This window comes from Paenibacillus montaniterrae, from assembly GCF_018403185.1.
Lineage (GTDB): Bacteria > Bacillota > Bacilli > Paenibacillales > Paenibacillaceae > Pristimantibacillus > Pristimantibacillus montaniterrae.
The window spans coordinates 80,511-97,549 of the sequence record NZ_BOSE01000012.1 but is presented as its reverse complement, the minus strand read 5'-3'; the positions used below and the strand labels follow the sequence as shown (position 1 = coordinate 97,549).

12 protein-coding genes are annotated in these 17,039 nt (G+C 45.2%); all 12 read right to left on the bottom strand.

Annotated elements, in window-relative coordinates:
• Positions 1–26: 26 nt before the first annotated feature.
• Entirely contained in the window at positions 27–914 is an 888-nt protein-coding gene (gene flgL / locus KJS52_RS23520; protein ID WP_213519747.1) for a flagellar hook-associated protein FlgL, read from the bottom strand.
• A gap of 11 nt (positions 915–925) precedes the next feature.
• Complete coding sequence (gene flgK, locus KJS52_RS23515; RefSeq protein ID WP_213519746.1) at positions 926–2,515, bottom strand: flagellar hook-associated protein FlgK; 1,590 nt, start codon at positions 2,513–2,515, stop codon at positions 926–928.
• A gap of 70 nt (positions 2,516–2,585) precedes the next feature.
• Positions 2,586–3,095, bottom strand: a complete 510-nt coding sequence (locus tag KJS52_RS23510; RefSeq protein WP_213519745.1) for a flagellar protein FlgN — start codon at positions 3,093–3,095, stop codon at positions 2,586–2,588.
• Between the two features lie 18 nt (positions 3,096–3,113).
• A complete protein-coding gene (gene flgM / locus KJS52_RS23505) occupies positions 3,114–3,380 on the bottom strand; it encodes a flagellar biosynthesis anti-sigma factor FlgM (RefSeq protein ID WP_213519744.1) in 267 nt (88 codons plus the stop codon).
• A gap of 92 nt (positions 3,381–3,472) precedes the next feature.
• The gene (locus KJS52_RS23500) at positions 3,473–3,895 is read right to left on the bottom strand and encodes a TIGR03826 family flagellar region protein (RefSeq protein ID WP_213519743.1); all 423 of its coding nucleotides are present in this window, start codon (positions 3,893–3,895) and stop codon (positions 3,473–3,475) included.
• Between the two features lie 352 nt (positions 3,896–4,247).
• The gene (locus KJS52_RS23495; RefSeq protein WP_213519742.1) at positions 4,248–5,108 is read right to left on the bottom strand and encodes a ComFC family protein; all 861 of its coding nucleotides are present in this window, start codon (positions 5,106–5,108) and stop codon (positions 4,248–4,250) included.
• Positions 5,109–5,115: 7 nt separating this feature from the next.
• The gene (locus KJS52_RS23490) at positions 5,116–7,002 is read right to left on the bottom strand and encodes an ATP-dependent helicase ComFA (RefSeq protein WP_213519741.1); all 1,887 of its coding nucleotides are present in this window, start codon (positions 7,000–7,002) and stop codon (positions 5,116–5,118) included.
• A gap of 120 nt (positions 7,003–7,122) precedes the next feature.
• Positions 7,123–7,482 carry a hypothetical protein gene (locus tag KJS52_RS23485; protein WP_213519740.1) on the bottom strand — a complete coding sequence of 120 codons (360 nt, stop codon included), beginning with the start codon at positions 7,480–7,482 and terminating at the stop codon, positions 7,123–7,125.
• A 156-nt stretch (positions 7,483–7,638) separates the two neighbouring features.
• The gene (locus tag KJS52_RS23480) at positions 7,639–8,361 is read right to left on the bottom strand and encodes a response regulator (protein WP_213519812.1); all 723 of its coding nucleotides are present in this window, start codon (positions 8,359–8,361) and stop codon (positions 7,639–7,641) included.
• Between the two features lie 23 nt (positions 8,362–8,384).
• Complete coding sequence (locus tag KJS52_RS23475) at positions 8,385–9,524, bottom strand: sensor histidine kinase (RefSeq protein WP_213519813.1); 1,140 nt, start codon at positions 9,522–9,524, stop codon at positions 8,385–8,387.
• A gap of 70 nt (positions 9,525–9,594) precedes the next feature.
• Positions 9,595–12,288 carry a stalk domain-containing protein gene (locus KJS52_RS23470; protein ID WP_213519739.1) on the bottom strand — a complete coding sequence of 898 codons (2,694 nt, stop codon included), beginning with the start codon at positions 12,286–12,288 and terminating at the stop codon, positions 9,595–9,597.
• 252 nt (positions 12,289–12,540) lie between these two features.
• Positions 12,541–16,953, bottom strand: coding sequence for an Ig-like domain-containing protein (locus KJS52_RS23465; protein WP_213519738.1), 4,413 nt, complete (start codon positions 16,951–16,953; stop codon positions 12,541–12,543).
• Positions 16,954–17,039 lie beyond the last annotated feature (86 nt).

Sequence of the window (17,039 nt, the reverse complement as noted above, 5' to 3'; positions counted from 1 at the left end):
CCAATCTTGAAATATAGTAATTTCACTTATCGAATATAATCCAGCAACGAGGTCTGCATCACTCGTGCGCCGACCGATAATGAGGCTTGCAGTACGTTTTGCTGAAGCTGCAGTTGAATAATGGCATCCGCCATATCAACATCTGCGACGGAGGATCTTAATGTCGTAAGGCTAACCTTCTCGTCGCCAATTCGATTTTCGATCAGCTCAAAACGGTTCATCCGCGCTCCAACCTCTGAAAGGCTCAAGGAGATTCGCTCAACAGCGGCTTCAATATTGCCCAGGCTTCCAGACAGCGCAGCCTGATCATCATTTTCAAGATGCTCTGCAATATCATCGAACAGCTTGAAAATATTATCCGCTGCTCCCGCTTCACCAAACACCTTCTCACCAGGAATACTTACTTCTACAGTAACTGATGGGCTAACATTCAAGTAATAGATGCCCATATCGGTATTGTCATTAGCAGCATCGGACGAGTAAGGCTTGACATCCGTTTTTTGTCCATTAAAAATATGACGACCATCGTATGTACTGTTACCGACCGTGATCATCTGTTCACGAAGCTGCAGCACCTCAAGTTTGATCTGTTCTCTTATATCCGGCGTAATCGTACCGTTCGCAGCCTGATTCGTAATCGTATTAAGACGCTGCAGAATGTCATGCGCCTGCTGCAGCACGGAATCGGTTTGGCTCAACCAGCCATAGCCTGTTTTGGCATTCGCCAAATACTGCTCGTTGCGGGCAAGCTCAGTTGTGTAGCGCATTTGATAGCCAATGCCTACTGGATCGTCGCTCGGCTTGCTGATTTTCTGTCCCGTGGACAGCTTGTTCTGCCAATCCAAAATATCCGAATTGTTGTTGCGTATATTGCGAAGCAGCTGCGTATTTTGCATCATGCTCGTAATTCTCATCCTTTACCCTCCTATCGACCAACGATTCCCATACTATTGATAATGCGGTCCAGCATTTCATCCACTACGGTCATGCTGCGAGCAGCGGCGTTATAGGCATGCTGGAAGCGAATCATATCTGTCAGCTCTTCATCTATGCTAACACCACTAACTGACTGTCTGCGAATTTCTACATTGTCCAACAAATTGCCGCTTCGATCATAGTTCGTAATCGCGACATCGGCACGTGTGCCAAGATCGCTTACGAATGCACGGAAGTAGTCATCTGTTGTTCCTGAAGACATTGAAGTCAAAGCAACCGGATAAACGAATTTGGCATCGCGCAGGCTGGTTAGTGCAAGTGCCACATCGCTGTTTCCTTTAATTGTTTTCATATCGGTACCGTCCAGCTCGTACTGTCCGGATGCGGCTACCTTATTCGTATCTGCCAAAATTTCAGCGTTAACCTGAATATTTTCTATTGTAAATGGAACTGTATTATCCTTTGAAGTAAAGAAAGGAATGCCTGTTTCAGCAGGGCTGTTTAAAGAATAGCCCAACTCGTGCACGCCATTAAAGCCGTTCACTTTAAACGTCACGCTGGACGTAATATTGGAGCCTGCAGGAATCGTGTCTCCCGCTGCATATGTCGTTATATTGCCTGCAGCATCCTTTACCTGCACGTCGTTCTCAGCAATCATGTCGCTCGAGGTACGGTAGCCGTTAGGCATTGTAATCTCAATTTCTCCACGTATAAACGTATCGACAAGCGCATTGAGCTGATTGCGTACTAGTTGAATATCCTCTAACGATTTGGCATAGCCTGCAATTTCTCCACCAGTAATGTTAGGCACATCCGTAGCTGTTAATGCTGTTACTTGAGTGCCCGCAATGACCTGTACTCCGCCGCTGAATACGTTGACCATGCCGTTTACATCCTCGGTATATTGAACATCGACAATTTTGGACAGCTCATCAAGCAATACATCACGCTGATCACGGTAATCATTTGCGTTGTCGCCAAGCATTTCAATTTTGCGAATCGTATCGTTCAAGCTTGAGATGTCGTTTAACAGATTGTTGGCCTGATTCAGCTTAATTGTTGTATTGCTGTTAATATCGCTCTCAAGTGTGTTAAGCGAGGTGCCAATTTTGTTGAAGGTGTCTGCAAGGTTCTTCGCGTTTCCTATAAAATCAACACGCGCACTAAGCAAATTAGGATCGCGGTTCAATACTTCAAGCGAGTTCCAAAACTTGTCCATTACTGCGCTTACGCCGTTATCGGAAGGCTCGTTAATAATCGTTTGGATCGATTCCATTGTCGCGTTGTAAATGGAATAGTAGCCATAATCCTGGTTTTCGCGGCGGTACTGCATGTCCAGGTAGCTGTCGCGCACGCGAGTAATGCTGCTGTACTGAACACCTGTGCCGATTTGCCCTGGAGTATGAACGCGATTAAAGCCAGGCGCATAAACAGGATCTGCATTCGTCAGATTGACGCGCTGCCGGGTATATCCTACTGTCGACGCATTGGAAATATTGTGCCCGACTGTGTTGAGTGCAGTAGATTGTGTTAATAACGAGCGCTTGCTCGTCTCCAATCCATGAAATGTGGAAACCATCGTTTCCCCTCCTCAAAACTTTTATAGTCCATCGATAACTTCATCCAAGCTTGTTGCACCAGAGGATCGATTACAATCTTCGATCGTAGATTCCCGTTCTTTTCTGTACATCATTGCTTAAAGTCGGCCGCTTGTAGGTCACTTCATCCTCAGGCGGTCCACACATAACATCAAGCGAGAAGTTGACATACTCTAGCGACAATTGAATAAGCTGTTGATTATGCTCGTTCGCTTGCTTCAGTTTATCCGAAACTTGCGCCAAATCAGCCTGCAGTTGCGAAAGCTCAAGCTTCTGCTGAGGATCTGTAAGCAGCTGGACCATTTCGGATAGCGTCATCTTCAGCTTTGGCCTAAATCCAAGCTCCCGCTGCAGCTTCGTTAGAAAGGAGCGAGTGCTGCTTTCCAGCTCTGGAACAGGCTTCATCGCTTTCGTTTCCTTCATCGTAATCATATTGATTAACTCAATATGATTTTGGATGATGGCTTGCTTTTTTTCATCCGCCAGCGTAAACAATGCGCGATAGATGAGCAGCAATTGCTTTAGCTGCCCAATAAGTAAAGAAAAAGTGGACTGTTCCATCTATAAGCCTCCACTACGTTATGATTTGAAAAACGGCAGCAGCTTCTCCGCCAGCTTGCCAGCCTCAACATGATAGGTGCCTGTTTGCACCGCTTGCTTAAGCGCCTTGATTTGCTCAGCACGCTCTGAACCCTCTGCACGGCTGCTTTCAAGCAGCTCTTGCGCCGCTTGAGAAATTTGCACCTCATCTTTTTTAGAAGATTTTTGGTTGTACTGGCGGTATTCCATTTGATTTTGATAGCCTTTGTTTATACCCGTCACGCGATTTATATCATTAATTTTCATCATACTCACCTCATTGTTTCCAAACTAAAAAGCCGACAACTACTAATAGTATTATCGGCTTCATAATTATTAATATTAATAGTAAATGATTGCTAAGTGCGATCTTTATATTGATTTATCCCTTTATATACCTCTTTAATCTGCTCCTCGCTCAATTTTTTAGCTTGAGTCTGAGCTGGCTCGTCAAAAAGGTTTTTGGAGGCATTAATTAATCGTTTTCTGCAGCTATCGCACAGGTTATTGCTTTGAATTAATACGCCGCAAGATTCGCATGGGTAAGAAAGATTAGGCGCATCCATCAAGGATATTCTGCCTTCACGTATAAACTTTGTAATCTGCTTGATCGAGACCTCTGTTTCCTCTGACAGCTCAGTAATAGAAGCCCCTCTATTTTCACGTAAATAGTTCGCGCATTTTTCATATTCCTTATCAATTTCGCGGACACAGGCTGGGCAGACATCTCGAAGACCCTTGGCAAACAACTTGCCGCAACGAGGACAATTGTCTAAATTCATCATAGTTACCCCCTTTTTACCAACAGCTACTTATATATAGTTTATCGTAAAAATTATTAATTTTCATTAGCCATATATGAAAAATAATAGTACTTTCAAGATCCAACGTCGACTAAGCTACGAAGCAACGCATCGTCATCAAAGTCGTGCATTTCGAACTACCTCTTCCAATAAAAGTTCAAAATGCTCGGCTTTCAGGACCAAGAAGCTTGCTCGCTAGTAGAAAACGAGGAGCGCAGCGTAGAGCAATAGCTACGTGAGCACCGCAGTTTTCGCTAGCGTGCAAGATTCGCCGTCGACTAAGCTGCAAAGAAGCAGCATCGTCATCAAAGCCGAGCATTTTGAACTACCTCTAAGATCGGGCCCAAGTAATGCTTGCTACCGTGAGATCCCCACTCCCCACCCGCATTAACGCTTCTGCGCAGGCATGAACCGTACTGCCAGTAGTATAAACATCATCAACCAACAAAATATGAAGCGGCTTGGACCTTCCGATGCTTCTCAGCATGGCGTTCCATCCCTGATGCGAGCCACTGAATCGCTCGCCAGTCTCGCTTAGTCGTGCCTGGCGGCTTTGTTGGCTATGCCGAACACCTTGCTGTGTACGAAAGAGCAGCTCATAATACGGAATTGAAGCCTGTGCGCTAATGCAGGCTGCCAACTGCTGAGCCTGGTTAAAGCCCCGCTCGCGATATCTTTCTTCGCTTAAAGGCACAGACGTAACCGCATCCCAATATCGCCCGCTTACACCCTTTAGCCAGGCCACCGCTGTTTTATTGCTTTTTCTCCAATGCTCCTCTAGCCCTTGCTTGTAAATAAGCTGCATCGTTACTCGCTCTACCGCAGGCATTAGCATCTTCCCAAACAAGCTAGATAACCGTTCATCGCCTTGAAACTTGTAGCGATGCAGCCATTGCTTCATCGCCTCACTATAAAATACGGCGCTGCGATTCATCCATAGTGCTGACTCTTCGCGCCTGCTGCAATCGGGACAACGATCACGCCTGCCACAACGCTTGCACAATATTTTGTCAATCCAGGCAATTTCGTTCAAGCAGCTTTTACAAACGACCTCATGCAGCTTTAATTGACGCAGAGGAGCAAAGGCATGCAACGCATTGCTTGCCGAAGCATGCAAATTAGGATGACCGCAGACGATGCACAAATTAGGAGTTGGCTGCAGCCATTGCAGCAAATCTATTCTCCGCTTCATCTTCAATCTACCTTCTTTCCGATAAATACTGTGGCAGCAAATACCCCTGCTGCATAGCCAGCTTGTTCATGCTTTGAATTTGCTTAATCGCGCGTTTTTGCCCCGCATTCCATTGCTGAGATAAAAAATAAACGGCTCCATTAGGCGCATCTCCAGATCGACCAGCTCTGCCAGCCATTTGCACAAGTGCTGCTTCATCAAAAAGCTCTGCCTCTGCATCGCATATGTAAACATGACTTCGCGGTACGGTAACGCCCCGTTCAAGAATGGTCGTCGTAACCAATATTCGGATTTCTCGCTGGCGAAATGCCATCACTTTGCTGCTTCGATCTGGATCCTGTGAGGAGGTAGCTTGGATGTTGATGTCGGGGAACAATTGCCTTAACAGCATGGCGTATGCCTCAGTATGAACAATACGCTGCAGGAACACAAAAATTTGCGCATCCTCCTGCAAGGATTGTGCCAACGCCTGCTGCAGACTGCGAGGAATACTGTGCTTGCTCAACTGCTCAGCTACTAACGGAGTTTTCAGCCGAATCGGGATGGGCAGTGGATGACGATGATAGCGAACGGGGAGCTTTACGTGAGCTAGCTTGCCGCTGCGCAGCTCACGCTGCAAATAGGCTGGAGGGGTAGCCGATAATAAAATGGTAATTCCTTGCCGAGTTCTAGATTGCTCAGCAACACGATAAAGCCGCTCATCGCCATGGTAAGGAAAGGCGTCCAGCTCATCAATAATGACCAAGTCAAATGCGTGCTGAAATCGCATCAACTGATGGGTAGTGGCTAGCACCAGCTGACCATGCTGCCAGCGCTCATCGCTTCCTCCATAAAGTGTGACGATGGCAAGCTCGGGAAAGGCTTTATGCAGGCGAGGAGAAAGCTCAAGCACGACATCTCTGCGCGGTGTTGCCAGCAGCACCTTTCCACCCAGTCGTATCATATAAGCAACAAGCGGAAAAATCATTTCCGTTTTCCCCGCGCCTGTTACTGCCCATAATAAAAATTGCGAAGCAAGCTTGCTTGCACTCTCCTGTCTACTATGCTTTTGCCCTTGGTGTGAAAAGAGACGCTGATAAGTAAAGGTTAATGCCTTGGTTGTCGCCATAAGCTGCGCATCGCTTAAGCCAAATGACTCCATTCTCAGCAGTCGCTCGGGGGCCAGCTGCTGCGTAGAGGCATGCTGCTGCAAAGGAGAACGATATCGCCCAACGATAAGCGCTGTGCAGGTGCGCGCTCGTCCCATTTGCAGGCAGGAGCTGCAATAATAGCAGCGCTCGCCACAGTACGCACATGATCGTTCAGCTAAAACAAGCTCTGTATCATAACAGCGCAAGCAGCGCAGCTTAGCCCGTCCACTGGACAGCTCTATAAATTCTACTGCACTTCGCAGCTGCACATAATTGTGCAGCAGCAGCCAGCGCCATGCTGACATGACATGAGGCAGCTCCTCTTCTCTTGCTTGATCATGTGCTAGCCCCAGCCACTCGTCATATAGCAGCTTGCGGCCTTGCAGCCAGTGAACGACCTGCTGGCGCGTTTCTCTTTCTTTGCTCTCATTAGAATCCCCACGTTGGTCCAATGGGGCTGTACAGCGCCGCCAGCTTATTGCTTCTTGAATCCCGGTAGAAGCAAGCATGCCTGCTATATCGTTCATCTGCTGCTCCATAGAAATACGAACCTTCCCCTTACCGGATCGCATTGTCTGCTGCAGCTTGCGTAAAATCCAATCCGCCATCGCCAGCGCAATTGGAGTAGTGCTTACCACCATTTCCTGATTTTGCTGCAAATGGACCGCCCATTGCTCCGCTTGAGAAATATGTCGCTGCTCCATTGGAAGCAGAACTGCTTTAGCATGCAAGGGGCTTCCTATTAATGCAATTGCTCCATACATGTTGATCCCTCCCAAAATCTAATTGTTTCACAGAAAAACACAAGCTGAAATAAAAAAGCACACGAACCGATTTGATCTCGATTCGTGTGCTTCACGTTTTCATTATGTGACTAGTATAAATTAGAATGGCAGCTTGCACAAGTCCTGCTCCTTATTAAGGTCAACGACGATAGCATGTGCTGGTGTTGACGCTTGCTGATTAATTTGAATCGGAAACCATTGACTGCTCCAGCGATCAGCCATGAAAGAAAGCTCATAGCAGTGGACAGACGGAACAATGGTAACGTGGACAGGAATGCCCATCCATTTGGAAAAAGAATGCATGGAGCGCATTATCCATTCCATTTGCTCATGGGGCTGGTCGGCCAGCAGTACATAGTGCTTTTCTGCTTGTTGATGCTGACACATTCGATAATATAAATGGACTGAGACGGCTGCGAGTACGTAGCATCCAATAACAAAAAGTAGAAGACTAATCATCTTCATTCCCTCCTCTTTGCATATTGTATGCACTACCCATTCATGCGGTCACCCAATTCCTTCGACCAAAAAAATGGTTATGTCGTATCTTATTCAAAGAATAGATATAACATAACCATTTTGAATGAATCATATATCGCTACAATGCCTGCAGCATTAAAGCGTTACCCAGCCAAACTTGATGGAATTAATAACTGCTTGTGTGCGGTCATCAACCTCCATTTTTTGTAAAATGCTGCTGACATGGTTTTTTACCGTTTTTTCACTAATAAATAAATGCTCGCCAATCATTTTATTGCTCTTGCCTTCTGCCATCAAGCGCAGTACTTCAGCTTCGCGGCGCGTTAAAGGACTTTCTTCAAGCGGAATATAGGTAGCGCCAATATCTAATGTTTGGTTAGTAGCCACACCAATTTCATCGAGATAAGTCATGCGTCGCAGCTGATTAATAAGCTTGCCTGTCACTTTCGGATGGATGTAAGAATAGCCTTGGGAAACAGCACGAATCGCATTAACTAACGCTTCTGCCCCCATATCTTTAAGCAAATAGCCTGTTGCTCCTTTGCGCAACGACTCAAATACGTAGCTCTCATCATCATGGATCGATAAAATGATTACCTTTACATCTGGAAACAGATCACGTAAGCGCTCTGTTGTAACCACGCCTGTTTCTATCGGCATATTAATGTCCATTAGTACGATATCAGGCAACGTGTGATTGCAAAATTCAAGCACTTGAATCCCGTCGCCACATTCACCGATGACTTCAAGATCAGCTTCCATATTAAGTATACGCTTTAAGCCTTCTCGAAATAATTGATGATCGTCTGCAAGCAGAATTTTAATCGGTCCTGTAGAAGCATAGCTACCTTCTCCCATGTTCATCATCACTATCTCCTTTCTCAACTATTTTTCAGCGGTATGACAATTGTGATCTCTGTTCCTTTATCAGCCCCCGATTGAATGTCGATTGTTCCTTCAAGCAATTCTACGCGTTCATACATGCCAATGATTCCGTAATGGGTTTGGTCATCCTTGCCCGGATTCCGAGTAAAGCCTTTACCGTTATCCTTGACATTTATTTCTAACTTTTCAGGGAAAAAGCTTAAATTTATCATCACTCGTGAAGCGTATGCATGCTTTTGCACATTGGACAACGCTTCCTGAATAAGACGATAAATGGCAGCCTCCATAGAAGAGCTTAAACGAACCTCTTTGCCAAAAACTTCAAACGTCGTATGAATTTTGACTCTTTCCTCAAAATCCTGCGAGAGCTTGCGCAAGGTTGGAATCAACCCCAAATCATCCAGCGCCATCGGCCGCAAATTGAAAATAATTTTACGAATCTCTTCAAGGCCAGAACGAACCTGCCCCTTTAAGTCGGACAGCTCCAATCGCACTAATTCAAAGTCCTTTTTGGATGCCATTCGCTCGGCGATCTCCGTGCGAAGCACGAGATTCGCCAGCGATTGGGCAGGGCCATCGTGAATTTCTCGAGCGATGCGTTTGCGTTCCTCCTCTTGAGCTAAAATGATTTTCAGACCAAGCAGCTGCCGATTTTTTGCAGATTCCAATATGCGCGTTACATTATCCAGATCACCTGATAAATATTCCAATACAACATTCATTTGCGAGGCAATGCTTTCTGCTCGCTCTATATTTTTTTCGACATTTCGCACACGTAACTGAAGATCATCTCTCCGTAATTTTAAATGCTTCTCCTGCTCTCTCAAGGTAGCAAGCTGGAGCTGGATTAAAGTAGCTTTCTCATAGGCCTTCTTAATATCCAGCTCTCCATATCTCGTAAACTCACGGCTTACCTCTGTAAGACGAATCCGAGCATATCGGTATTCCAATTCAAGCTTATCAACCTGCTCAATCACTTGAACCGTCTGCTGCAGCACTTGCTCGAGCTCTTTTTCCAATGCTGTACGTTCACTACGAGCTGACTCACACACCTCGTAGATTTGATACTTGCTGTTTTCCATCACGTGTATCGCATTTGTAAATATACGGTTAATATCGACTGAGAGGTGATCCACCAATACCAGTACTCCTTTATCTATGATTCCTGACTAAATTATACCACAATCAGGACAACAACTATAAATGTTACTGTATGGTTATACTGCGTTCTGAATGTTTATAAGTAACCTTATATCCTAATTTTTCGGAAAATAAACGAACAGGTATTAGCGTTCTTCCTTGCTGAACAAATGGCGCTACCTCTGATTCATAACGAGAGCCATTAAGCGTATAGCTCTTCTGGTTCAGCTTCATTTCCAGCATATTGTTGCCACTTAGCACAGTGACAGTTTGGTTCTTGCTATTGTATTTAACATTTGCACCAAGCTGCTCGGCAATAAAGCGTATCGGCAAGTACGTGTAGCCATCCTTCAAGGTTGGCGCTACTTCTAGCGTAACGGCCTTATTATTGACTGTCGCTTGCTTGCTGTTAATGATCAATTTAATGACCTGGCTGCTAGACGGTGATGTATTAGCCTGTTTGGCGTACTGTACAATATTATCGATCGTAATTTGCCCGCTTGCAGCAACACCTGATTTGCTGGAATCAAGTGTAACCACATAAATCCGTCTCAGCTTTAATGCACCCTTCATTTTACTGCTGTCAATGTCTACCTTCACATTTTTCCAGCCAGTCCAGTTGACGGATTTCGCCAAGTCGACATAGTGAATCGTATTGTCCGCATCGACAATTTCAGCGCGCAGCCAATTGTTGCTGCCGTCGCCTAAAACATCAAGCGATAATCCACTCAGGCCAGTCATTAATGTACGTCCCGCTTCGCCAAGCTTGGCGTAGGAGGCCTTCGTACCTGTTCCTTCTGTAAAGTCATAGCCAATTTGCAGCGCTTTATCCGAGCTGCTGGAGGTAGCGCCCGCAACAAGCTTGGCACTGCCTTTAGTTGTGCCGGAAGGCGTTACTTGACTTGTAATGCTGTAGCCAACATTATCGAAATTTTCTACTGTTGAGCTGGAAACCTCATTCGTAAACGGGATCATGGTAGACAAATCTCCATATTTGACGACGGCATAGCCTGCCGTTACCCCTTTATTAATTGAATTTACAGTAATAGTCCCATCTTTAAATGTACCACTGAATCCGATAAATTCCCATGCCAAATCATTACCATTCAACGTGTACTGATCGCCATTTTTCAAGGTTGCCTTAAGCGAAACAGGCATCTTCGCACCTGCTGACAATGAACCGACGCCGCTGGTTGATACGAGCGACTTCAATTGATCGCTGCCAATCACTTCAAAGGTGGCGGTTGCATTAGCCGAGCCTAGCGACGCTTGAATCGAGGCTGTGCCTGCGGCTTTCGCTGTAAATACATCACCGGAGAATGAGCCTGCATTATTCGTGCTTTTCCATGTTGGCGAGCCGCTCACTTCTATTGGATTATAGTAATTATCGTAGGCACGCAAATTAAAGGTAGCGGTTTGACCGACCAGCATTTTCTGTGTACCTGTAATTGTGAAGCCATGTAATTTGCCTTGCGGAGCTGACGTGAACACGCCAATGCCGTTTGATACCGCACGCATGGAGCTCTCTTGCGTAGAATGCGCCAAGGAAAGTGAGCTGTAACCGAGCTTGCGCTCTACCATCGTTGTGGAGCCGCCTCCATCGAGATTGACCGCTTTATGCACGCCAAGCTGCACAAGCACCGTTTGCAGCTCCTTCAAGCTTAAGCCGGTATTGGAGCCTGCTCGTTCAGCAGTAACCATATATACCTTTTTACCGTCGGAAGAGTAGCCGATTGCTGTACGAGAGGTGTAGGAATTGCCGCTAACCCCTGTAACATCACGCGAAAAGCTCGAGGCTTTTCCGTTTTCCACCAGCAGCGTATGTCCACTCACCATCATTTCAAAGCTTGCCGGGTCTACCTTTTGCTTTGTCGTTTGCGAAACGAGGCTGTAGTCAGCCGTTATCGTATCGCCAACTTTAAGTCCTAGTAAAAATTGAGCGGCATCCTTATGCCCACGCAAAATATAGCCATTCTCTGGAATCGCTTTGGATACGGTGCCGTTATTTACAATTTCCTGGACAACACCATCAACTACCAGCACTTCTGTTGGAGTTGTGCCTGAGCTTTGTGGACGTTCTGCTCCTGCCCATGCGCTCGTATAAATAAACAATCGATTATAATGGCTGAAGGCTTCTCCTGTTACATCAGAGCTATAGGAGGATTGATTAATGCCCGACAAATCAAAGCTGCTACCATTGCTAGCTGTTACCGACCCTTGAAAGGTATAAGCATCAATCGTTGGTTTTTTGTCCTTTGATACACCAAAGGCATACATCCCTTTTAACAAGGAAGGACTAACGACCAGTGAGCCAAACGAAATTTGCGAGCCTAGCGGCGCGCCTTCGCGCCCCATATTAAATACATCGCCATTAATGGCTGCTATTGCGCCGGCATTGCTAGCCATCGTCATCGTATTGGTGCGAGTACCAACCTCGCCATTTTTACCGCTAATGGCTTGAAGCGATATGTATGGATTTGATAGATCAACCTCTAAAACATGTACGGCCGTTGATACTTGTTTGGAGCCGCGCGTAGTAGAAAACGTATAGTCTTTGCGCAGGACACCAGATGATATAATACTTTCCCCATTTGCTTTTAGCTTTGAATTGGCCGCCGTTGCCGCATACGCACGGTCAGATACTGCATATTTTGAAGCTGGCAGCAAATATTGCAAAGGGGTAACGACAAGGACTCCTGAAAGCAGCAAAATCACCGCTTTTTTTTTCGTAATTAATTGCTTGATTGTGTAGCGTCGCATTGATTAACCTCTCTCCCTACCTCTTTTCTCTATTATATTAGACTACACCAATTGATAGAAAGTTGCCCTGATTGGTAATTTTATTCATAGATTAAGAGAGAGAAAGGCTAGATTAGCTTTAATGGTACTAATTTTATACCTTTTTCTTTCATTGTGGCAAGTTATTTCTGTATCCACAAAAAATAGCCAGACTAATTAGGATCAGCCTGGCTATTCTAACAGTATGCTGTTCGCGCTCACGCAGCGCAGTACTTATTTTTGCAAATATCCCGCTTTTTCAAGCAGACGCTGAATCATAATAATCCCTTGTACACGCTCTGCATTATCTTTAGGCGACAATGCTGTAGATGACGTTCCAGAAATAATGCCGATTTCAATCGCCTGAGCCAGCCCTGTTTTCGCATAAGAGCTGACAGAGGATTTATCCTTGTAGCCGCTTAGGACGGTATCAGCGGTAGACACCAGCTTCGTATCAATTCCAACATAGTTGGCTGCACGAATCATCATAAGTGCCATATCCTGTCTCGTAATATAATTATTCGGTGCAAAGGACGTAGACGATACACCAGATACTATACCTGATTCAACTGCTGCTCCAATATAGCCGCCCATAACAGAATTGCTATTAACATCCTTAAATTGTCTGGCTGCTTCTTTATTGGCGCTCAAGCCTAAGCCACGCACGATGTAAGTCGCAAATTCGCCACGTGTAATGTTCGTTTTCGGATTAAAGTTCGTTGAGCTGTGACCGTCGGCAATAAATTTGCGTGTCATAACCGAAATCGAGCTCAAGCCCCAGTGATTGCTTGAATCGCTAAACAGCTTATTGCTGGATACCAATGCATACGCACTATTGCCTGGGCGCTTGAACACTACGGTCGTTGCTGAGCCAGACTTATTGAAAGTAGTCGGTACATAGGAAAGCTGTCCAACAACCTCATCGTAGAATACAGCCGCTGTGTTGTTATTGGTAAAGCTGCGGTTCGTCTGAATTGTACGCGTCAAATTGCCAGTGATTTTAGCTGGTTCCGAATTAGCGCCATTGACAATTACTGCATCATAATAGAATGGGCCTTCAAGCATAGTTGCTCCGCTGCGGTTGATCGCCGTTACAAGCGAGCTTGTTGCAGGCGTTTCACCTTCTTCCAGTACTAGCTTCAAGTAGTTGGATACGGAGTTGCCGCCTAAAGCTCTTGCAGCTGCTGTAACGTTAATAGATGCAACTGGCAGCTCGTAGGTGCGATTTCCATGCTTCACAACAATGGTAAAGTCACCTTTTCTTTCGGCATACTCCAATGCCGACACAGACAACGCTACAATCGCAGCACGCTCACTCGCTGGTACCTCAAATATAATTTGAGCCTTAGTCATATTCGCATCGGTCAAAGTAGAAATAGCTGTAATAAGCTTTTCAGTTACTAGCGTATAGCGCGTAGCAGAATAGCCGCCTGGCGATACATCACTGCTTGTGGAGCTCGCTGATGTTTTAATGAGCAGTCCGTTGGTTGCAGAGGTGTAATCATCAGTCAATACATCCAGCACAGTTGTTTGATTCGCTACAGCCAAATTCGTAAAGCCGTTCACTGCCGTGCCTGATGAACTGCGCAGCGTACCGGTCGTATTGAAATAAGATACAGTAGCAGTTTCACCAACTTTAGTTGCCGTATTCAGCTTCAAAATCACTTGAGAGCCAACGATCGATATGCTGGAAATAACGCGCACATTGTCCGATATGCGAACAAGGAAGTTGCTCGCGTCAGGAACTGAGCTTGCATCCAAATTTCCTGAGAAATTAAGCGTCAATGTGTCGCCTTTTATAATCGCTCCCTGTACGGAAACAGCTGTCGAGTTACTGCCGTTTCCTGGATTAGTGCTGCTCGTAGCTAGCATATTGTTAAAGGATGCGGCTGCATTATAATCGCTGTCCAGCAGCGTCGAGCCTGTTCCATAATAGGTTACATAAACGGTATCGTTGCTTGACGGCGAGCTTGACAATGTCAACACAACGGTATCGCCGCTTAATACGACAGATCTTACCGATGCAGCGCGTCCGTTAACTAGCACTGCATATTGATAAGTGCCTGGCGTGGAGGTTGAAGACATCGACTTATTATATCTTATATAAAGCTTATCCCCTGACAGCGAAATAGATTGCATGACCGGCGCACCTGGAACATTCCCGCCACCTCCGCCGCCAGTAGTTGTACCTACTGTATGCGAGAACGATACTACTTTATTGCTGGACAAGCCTGTAATTGGATATAAGCCCTCCACATAGTGAACGACAACTGCCGAGCCTGAAGCAATGGAGTTGCCAAGCGTAAATACCAGGCTGTTATTGCTTTGAGATATTCGACTAATTGTGGTCGCTACCCCATTTACGGTTACTGAGAATTGTGTAAATGCCAACGAATGAATAGTTTCCAGGTTTTCACTAAAGGTAAGCGTAATTGTGCTTCCGTTAAAGCTGCTTGATGTAACGACTGGATTTGTCTCGGTAAAGCCGTTCGTCGCGACTTGGTTCGCGAAATCAGGCGCATAATTCCCTGTCAAATCCTGAATTTGATTGCTATTGCTTCTGCTGTAAGAAATCAATACCTGCTGCGAGCTGCTTACAGTTGAGGATAGTGTGACAAACACAACATTGCCTTCAATTTTCACGCTGTTTACATTGCGCGCATTACCTGCAACTGTTACATAAAATTGTGCAGGGGATGGTACTTGCTTCTCATTTAACAGCTCATTGTATACAAGGCGAATCACATTACCACTAACTTCTGCTTTAACAATGTCAGGTGGTGTTGTATCGCCGCCTAGTGTTTTAAATTTCCACTGGTACTGATTTTTGATCCCGATAAAATAATTGCCGTTCGAGTCGTAAATCGAATTCGCTTCAATATTGATGTAGTAGTCATTATCAGCCTCAAGCGTTGCAGCAGGGATAAGCTCGACAACCTTATTATCGCTGGAGCTCACCTTTAATGTTGCCGCCACATGTATCGCCTCGTCTGTAAGACTGTAAATCATCGCCTTGTTATTGCTGGAATCGACCAAAACAGGCTTATCAAACGTAAATTTGAACGTAGCATCCGTAGCTACTGTAGTGCTTAAATTAACTGGAGATAGCGCTACAAGCTGAGGACCTGCTTCCTGAGACGATACATGGAAGCTGTAAGCTTTATTCGATATGCCGGCAAATGCATTGCCCGCACCATCTACGAACGCTTGATTGCCGATCGACACATAATAGCGCGAGCCAACCGTAAATGATTTTGCGCGTTCACCAGAAACAGCGGAATGCGGATCAATGGTGATTTGAGTTGTTCCCCCACCCGTTACTCTGCTGGAGGTCAAATCAATGGAACGATAAAGCGCGTCTGAGTTATACTCGCGAATTTCAATCTTGCCGCTGTTGGCGAAAACAGGCTCAGAAAACGTTAAAATAATGCGTTCAGCCGCACCGACCGCAGTGCTGTTTAGTTGCGGTGAATATGTGCTGATCGTAGGTGGTATAGTATCATTGCCATAGCCAGTCTGGAATCTCCAATCAGTAGCATTGCTCATTCCATAATAAATATCCTTAGGCTTGCCTGATGCATAAAATGCTCCTGGCTCAATCGTTACATAGTACGAAGTGTTGCTTGACAAGCTGCCTGGATTTATCGTAACACTGGAGCCATTAATTGAAATGCGTGAGCTATTCGCATACTCATCGAAAACAAGCTCATTGTTGGCAACTTTTCGAATTTGAATTTTTTTGCTTGAACTTGCCTGCACTTTTTTATCGAAATTCAAAATTAAATTATTGGATAAACCGACACCTGTTGCTCCATTAACCGGCGCTTGCTGAATCAGCTTAACCGGACTTTCAGACGTATTGAATCTCCAGCTGCCTCCCAAGTAATTATTCCCCGAAGCATCAACAATATTGCTGCCGCTAATCGTTAACGTATACAAGGTAGCAGGCTTGAGTACAGTATTAGGTGTTATCGTAATTTTTCTTGTTCCGCTTCCGACAATTTCAGAGGAAGTTACCGGAATGCTGCGATTATCAACCGAGCTCGTTAAGCTGATGCTTCCGCTGTCTACATAGACCGGCTCACTGAAATTAAATGTAAGTGAAGTCGTAATCGGCAAAGATTTATCGCATGTTCCCGATGTGCTGCATAAGCTTGGAGATGTGGAAGAAACTGTTGGTCTAACATCATCGCTTTTTGCAATCGTTTTAAAATTCCATGCACTTGGACTGTTTATTCCCGCAAACAGTGCAGCGTTCGAAGTATTGGCCACCGCGCCAGCTTCGATTAAAATATAATACTCCGTATTAGTATCCAATGTTATATGGCTTGCTTGAAGCGTAAGCGTATTGCCCGAAACGGTGACATACGATGAATTCATCGCAAATGATTGAATAACCGAATTATCGGAATAACGATGAATCGTAATCTTTTTGTTATTGTCATACTTTACAATTTCTTCATCAAACGTAACACTAAAATTTGCCCGGATTGGAACATTAGTCGTATTGTCCGATGGACTTAACGTTTTTACGACTGGTCCTGATGTTGCCGCTGCAGCTTGCTGTTGAATTGCATTAACAGGAAGTACCAATTGCAACAGCAGCATGATCGTGATCAATACTGAAAGCTTATTCTTTCCCCGCATCTTACCACTCCTCAAAATACACTCGTACCCTTTTTTTCGGCTTTTGAGCACTAAAAATGAAGGGCCTTTAGTCGCATTTCAATCGC

Excerpts from the sequence above, each read along its gene's own strand:
- flgL (WP_213519747.1), bottom strand. The coding sequence starts at position 914 with ATGAGAATTACGAGCATGATGCAAAATACGCAGCTGCTTCGCAATATA.
- flgK (WP_213519746.1), bottom strand. The coding sequence starts at position 2,515 with ATGGTTTCCACATTTCATGGATTGGAGACGAGCAAGCGCTCGTTATTA.
- KJS52_RS23510 (WP_213519745.1), bottom strand. The coding sequence starts at position 3,095 with ATGGAACAGTCCACTTTTTCTTTACTTATTGGGCAGCTAAAGCAATTG.
- flgM (WP_213519744.1), bottom strand. The coding sequence starts at position 3,380 with ATGAAAATTAATGATATAAATCGCGTGACGGGTATAAACAAAGGCTAT.
- KJS52_RS23500 (WP_213519743.1), bottom strand. The coding sequence starts at position 3,895 with ATGAATTTAGACAATTGTCCTCGTTGCGGCAAGTTGTTTGCCAAGGGT.
- KJS52_RS23495 (WP_213519742.1), bottom strand. The coding sequence starts at position 5,108 with ATGAAGCGGAGAATAGATTTGCTGCAATGGCTGCAGCCAACTCCTAAT.
- KJS52_RS23490 (WP_213519741.1), bottom strand. The coding sequence starts at position 7,002 with ATGTATGGAGCAATTGCATTAATAGGAAGCCCCTTGCATGCTAAAGCA.
- KJS52_RS23485 (WP_213519740.1), bottom strand. The coding sequence starts at position 7,482 with ATGATTAGTCTTCTACTTTTTGTTATTGGATGCTACGTACTCGCAGCC.
- KJS52_RS23480 (WP_213519812.1), bottom strand. The coding sequence starts at position 8,361 with ATGGGAGAAGGTAGCTATGCTTCTACAGGACCGATTAAAATTCTGCTT.
- KJS52_RS23470 (WP_213519739.1), bottom strand. The coding sequence starts at position 12,288 with ATGCGACGCTACACAATCAAGCAATTAATTACGAAAAAAAAAGCGGTG.
- KJS52_RS23465 (WP_213519738.1), bottom strand. The coding sequence starts at position 16,953 with ATGCGGGGAAAGAATAAGCTTTCAGTATTGATCACGATCATGCTGCTG.